The following is a 4062-nucleotide window of genomic DNA, read 5'->3' as shown; positions in this document are numbered from 1 at the left end:
CCGGTCAGGGGAGGGGGGGGGCATCGAGATGCATTCTTGTCGGCTATTCCTGGTTTTAGCCATGGACCCTCCGTGCATTGTGATCAACGCGTGAAAGGACAGGGTTGTGTCAGCGGTGTTGGTGACGGAAAGTTCCTGCATCGTGAAGACGCCTTCCGCTGCGCCTGCCATTCGTTCCGTGGTGCTGGACACCAATGTGGTGCTGGACGTGTTCATCTTTGATGACGTCTTCACGCGGCCGTTGGCGCAGGCGCTGCGTTCGGGCGCGCTGACGGCGTGGGCGGACCGGCACACGCTGAAGGAGCTGGCGCTGGTGCTCGCCTATCCCTCGTTCAAGCTGACGGCGGATGCGCAGCGGACGGTGCGCGACGCGTACGGCGCGCTCGTGCGCGTGGCGGACGGTGAGGGTTCACCGGTGGAGCTGCCGCCGTGCCGGGACCGGGATGATCAGAAGTTCCTGGAACTGACGGCACGCTCGGGGGCTTCATGGCTGGTGAGCAAGGACCAGCGCGTGCTGTCCATGGGCGGTGGACGGCGGCTGCCCTTCGACGTGCTCTCGCCTCGCCGTGCCTCGCAGGTGCTCGAGGCGGAAGGCTTCATACGGAGCGCTTGAAGCAGGCAGGCAGGAGTGCGCACGCGCAGTCAAAATCGCGCTCCGCGCTTGGTGACCCGGGCATCTCGGGTCATCCTCCGGCCCGGTGCGTTCCTCACTCCTGATCCTCCTGTTCTGCGCCGGCTGCGCCGCGCGTGTCGTCACCCCCGTCCCGGCGCCCGCTCCGGCCCCGGTCCAGGCCTCGCCCGCGACGCCGCCCGTGGAGACGCCGGCCGCGACGCCGCCCGCGCAGGCTCCGGCCGCGGCCGAGCCCCAGGCCCCCCCCACCGTGAGCGCGTCCGGTGCCCCCGTCGCGATGCCTTCCCCGGCGGAGGTCGCCGCCGTCGTCACCGACGCCGCCATGCGGGAGAACCCCTGCCCCGTGGACGCGGAGGACGAGGACGACGAGGCCACCGCGGCCACGGATGACGAAGGCGTGAGCGAGGAAGGCGAGATGCAGGCGCCGCTCGCGCCCGCCGCGCCCTCGGGGCCGCTGTACACCGCCGACCTGTCCGAGGAGGCGCTCACCGAGGCGTGGAAGAAGGACCCGGCCACGCTGGGCTCCATGTCCATCGGCTTCGTGGAGAGCGGCCGGCAGATCAACAGCGTGCGCGTGCCGGATGACAAGGATTGGCTCGTGGTGTCTCCGGACATTGCCTACGGCACTCAGGAGACGGTGGACTACGTCGCCGCCGCCATCCGCGCAGTGCGCGCGCAGTACCCGAACGTGCCCACGCTGCGCGTCAACCGCCTGTCCACCAAGGACGGCGGCTATCTGCGCCCGCACAAGAGCCACCAGAACGGTCGCGACGTCGACCTGGGCTTCTACTACCCGACCGCGGAGCCGGTGCGTGAGCGCGAGCGGGAGCGCTACATCGACGTGGCCATGAACTGGGCGCTGGTGCGCTCGCTGGTGGTGAACACCGACGTGCAGATGATCCTCGTGGACAAGCGCGTGATGAAGGTCCTGTACGACTACGCGCTGTCCATTGGCGAGGACAAGGTGTGGCTGGATTCGCTGTTCAACGCGGGCTTCAACTCGCTCATCAAGCACGCGCGCCGGCACCGCGACCACTTCCACGTGCGCTTCTTCAACGGACGCGCGCAGGAGCTGGGCCGCCGGGTGGCGCCGCTGCTGGCGCTCCAGCCGGACCAGAACCTCATGATGTACAAGGTGCGCAACGGGGACACGCTGGGCGGCATTGCGATGCGCCACAACTCCAGCGTGGTGGCCATCAAGAAGGCCAACCGGATGCGCAACACGTTCCTGAGCATTGGCCGGCGGCTGGTGATTCCGCTGAAGGGCCCGTGCACGCACTGCCCCATCCCCCCGCCGGTGCAGCTGCCTCCGCGCCGGATGCCTCCCCAGGCGGAGGCCCCCGCTTTGGTGAACACGGAGCCCGCGGCTTCGGGCAAGCTGCCCAACCCGTGCACTCCCGCCGCGCCGGCACCGACGCCGGTGGCCGTTCCCACGGGTGTTCCCTCCGGTCTGTCGACCGGGCGCTGAAAGGCTTCTGCTTCCATGGCAACTCCGCACATCTCCGCGTCTCCCGGTGACTTCGCTGAAGTGATTCTCATGCCGGGCGACCCGCTCCGGGCTCGCTACATCTCCGAGCGCTTCCTGGAGAACGCGCGCTCCGTCACGTCGGTGCGCAACATGCTGGGCTTCACCGGCAGCTTCCGGGGCAAGCGGTTGTCGGTGATGGGGCACGGCATGGGCGTGCCCTCCATCTCCATCTACGCGACGGAGCTGGTGAAGAACTACGGCGCGAAGGTGCTCATCCGCGTGGGCAGCTGCGGCGCGCTGCGCACGGACGTGATGCTGCGCGACGTCATCGTGGCGATGGGCGCGGGCACGGACTCCAACGTGAACCGCATGCGCGTGATGGGGCACGACTTCCCGGCGGTGGCGGACTTCACGCTGGCCCGGCGCGCGGTGGAGGCGGCGGAGAAGCGCAACAAGCCGGTGCGCGTGGGCAACGTCTTCACCTCGGACCTCTTCTACCACCCGCAGGAAGCGCTCAACGCGACGCTGGAGAAGATGGGCATCCTGGCGGTGGAGATGGAGATCGCCGGCCTGTACGGCGTGGCCGCGGAGTTCGGCGCGCGGGCGCTGTCCCTGCTCACCGTGTCGGACCACATCCGCACCGGCGAGCACCTGTCGCCGGAGGACCGTCAGACGACGTTCGACGAGATGATCGAACTGGCGTTGGACGTGGCCGCCTCCGAGGCGTGAGGACCTGAGCGCATGGCCTTGCCTCCCCGCAGGGGCCCGGGTTCCCCGCTGGCGCGCAAGGCCGCGCAGCGCACGCCGGGCCACCACTACAACGCGAGCTTCCTGAACTCGGCGGACCGCACGGAGATATTGGCGTGGCTGGGGACGCTGCATCCGCTGTGGGAGGAGCGCTTTTCGAAGCACTTCCCGCCGCCGGAAGGCCAGCAGCAGCGGCGGTTGCTCAGGCCGGTGTACTGGCTGGGCAACTGGCAGTTCGCGTGCCTGGACTACTACCGGCCCCCGAAGGGCGTGCAGAACCGCTGCGTGAAAGCGGAGCCGTTCCCGGCGGTGCTGGAGCGGCAGATTGAAAAGGTGGAGGCGCTGGCGCGGCGGATGTTCCGGGGCCCGGACATGCCGCAGGGCTGGCACCTCAACACCTGTCTGGTGAACTTCTACGGCAACCGGTTGGAGGACGGGCGCTGGGTGGACACCGCGCGCGTGGGCGAGCACAAGGACTTCGAGCCCGGCCCGGTGGCGTCGCTGTCGTTGGGCGAGCGCGCGCTCATCCAGTTCGTCACGTCCACGCGGCCCGGCGAGCGGGACGCGGTGGTGCTGGAGCAGTGGCTGGATGACGGAGCGCTGCAGCTCTTTGGCGGGGCGCAGTGGAAGGAGCAGACGTTCCACCGGGTGCAGCGGGTGGACACGCGCGCGGGGCACGTGATGCCGCCGGAGCTGCCGGACTTCCGCACGCGGCGCATCAACCTGACGTTCCGCTACGTGCCGGACGCGCACGTGACGCCGTTCGCGGCGCTGAGCCCGGAGGCCCGCGAGGACGTGCGCCCGTACATGGAGACGCTCGCGAAGGGCAGCCGGTTCTTCCGTGAGGAACTGGCGCGCGAACAGCCGCCGACAAAGGCGGAGTAGGGCGCGGCACCCTCCGGCCGGCGCGGTTCAAAACCTGTCCGACAGTCGGGCAGGTTTCCGCGGTGCGCTGGCGGCGGGGCCGACCTCGCGTCCTCCAAACTTGTCCGACAGTCGGCCAGGTTTCCGCGGTCCGGCTGGCGGCGGGGAGGCCTGGTAGGGCGCTCCCCTGACCGAAGGCTAAGCCATCCGGGGTAAATCTTTGCCTACCCAACGAGTGCGGGCAGAGGAGATGAGACGTCGGAAGCCTCCTGGGCGGCCCAACTGCGCCAGGAGGTGGACGGCAGCAGCGTAGAAGTCCTCCCGCCGCTTCGTCAGCATGCGGCTGAAGTAC

At 69.3% G+C, this 4062-nt stretch carries 4 protein-coding genes; all 4 read left to right on the top strand.

What is annotated here, in order from left to right; genetic code table 11:
* The first annotated feature begins 142 nt into the window (after positions 1 to 142).
* The 4 genes from D7V77_RS40665 to D7V77_RS40650 all read left to right on the top strand — a co-directional run bounded on the left by D7V77_RS40665 (position 143) and on the right by D7V77_RS40650 (position 3731).
* Entirely contained in the window at positions 143 to 613 is a 471-nt protein-coding gene (locus D7V77_RS40665) for a putative toxin-antitoxin system toxin component, PIN family (protein ID WP_120581547.1), read from the top strand.
* An 85-nt stretch (positions 614 to 698) separates the two neighbouring features.
* Entirely contained in the window at positions 699 to 2099 is a 1401-nt protein-coding gene (locus D7V77_RS40660) for a LysM peptidoglycan-binding domain-containing protein (RefSeq protein ID WP_120581546.1), read from the top strand.
* Positions 2100 to 2114: 15 nt separating this feature from the next.
* A complete protein-coding gene (gene deoD / locus D7V77_RS40655) occupies positions 2115 to 2828 on the top strand; it encodes a purine-nucleoside phosphorylase (protein WP_120581545.1) in 714 nt (237 codons plus the stop codon).
* Between the two features lie 12 nt (positions 2829 to 2840).
* Positions 2841 to 3731 carry an alpha-ketoglutarate-dependent dioxygenase AlkB gene (locus tag D7V77_RS40650; protein WP_120581544.1) on the top strand — a complete coding sequence of 297 codons (891 nt, stop codon included), beginning with the start codon at positions 2841 to 2843 and terminating at the stop codon, positions 3729 to 3731.
* Positions 3732 to 4062: the final 331 nt, after the last annotated feature.

Source organism: Corallococcus sp. CA041A (assembly GCF_003612075.1).
In the GTDB taxonomy this organism is placed as follows: Bacteria; Myxococcota; Myxococcia; order Myxococcales; family Myxococcaceae; genus Corallococcus; species Corallococcus exiguus.
The sequence above is the reverse complement of the archived record's forward strand: the minus strand, read 5'-3'. Positions and strand labels throughout refer to the sequence as shown.